This is a genomic window from Mesorhizobium sp. M4B.F.Ca.ET.089.01.1.1, from assembly GCF_004022605.1.
In the GTDB taxonomy this organism is placed as follows: Bacteria; Pseudomonadota; Alphaproteobacteria; order Rhizobiales; family Rhizobiaceae; genus Mesorhizobium; species Mesorhizobium abyssinicae.
In genome coordinates, this window is the sequence record NZ_RZOS01000929.1 from 1 (window position 1) to 990 (window position 990).

Genomic DNA, 990 nt, shown 5'->3' on the forward strand with positions numbered 1-990 from the left:
ATTCTGGACGCGAGGATCTTTCGTTCATCGAAAAGTGCTCGTTCGCGCTGGCTCAGGAACAGGCTGGCTATAAACGTGATGTCATCTGCGCTTCCCTATCAACAGGAAAATCGCACGTCTCCGAGATGATCAAGATCGCCTTTGCGATTCCAAGGGAAATCCTGATGAAGATTGGGTCGGCTCCGGGTATCGGACGCGGCCGATGGGAAGAACTCGCGCACAAGTTTGGTGTGAGCGGGAATTCAGCAATAGCAGGTGAGTTCGTGACAAGGGGTAGCTTCTTAGAAGCCGACTCTGACAACAGGTTTAACCTCCTGCTTGCCTTCCTGCCTTCGTCGGAAGCTCCGACTGCGGAGAAAGCGAGCAAGCCGAAGCCGGTCAGCAAAGCTTGGGCTCCAACAGACGGATCGGTTAGCGCAGTGGCGAAAGACAACGGAAAAGCATTCACGCTCGCGTTGAAAAACGCGGATGGAACGCGCTTTGGAGCATTCATCACCGACCAACTGGATAGCCTCTATGAGGCCTTCAGGAAATCGGAAGCGAGGCAAACAGGAGAGTAGAAACCGCAAAAGAAAAAGGCCCCCGAACGTCGCCGTCGCGGAAGCCCTTCTCGTATTCTTCGCAGGTCGAGAATCCCATTTCCGCGAATCAGTGTCAAGAGTTTTGAGCGTCGATTCGGCGAGCGGCTTTCTTTTGCCTAATTAGAAGGCGAAGGAAGAAATGGAGACGGGTATTGCAACGACGCCCTTTGGGCGGCGGCCGATGTCGCTTGCCATGCTGGCAGCGCAGAACGACTCACGTGAGATCCCAAAGGGCAGGGTCGTCGAGAAGTGGCAGGTCTACCGCAACCTCTGCGAGGGTAAGAGCATCGCCGGCGTCGGCGATCGTGCTTTGGCCGTCCTGAATGCGTTGCTGTCTTTCTACCCTGACAGCGAGCTGAGTGAGGAGAACGGACTTATCGTGTTTCCCTCGAATGCACAGCTGTCCCTC

General features: G+C 55.3%; 2 protein-coding genes. Both read left to right on the forward strand.

The window, feature by feature from the left end; genetic code table 11:
• A partial coding sequence (locus EN780_RS35095; protein ID WP_281035407.1) for a plasmid partitioning protein RepB C-terminal domain-containing protein occupies window positions 1–560 on the forward strand: 560 nt, incomplete at its 5' end.
• Window positions 561–720: 160 nt separating this feature from the next.
• Window positions 721–990, forward strand: a 270-nt coding sequence (locus tag EN780_RS35100) for a helix-turn-helix domain-containing protein (protein WP_281035408.1), incomplete at its 3' end; no start/stop codon positions are given.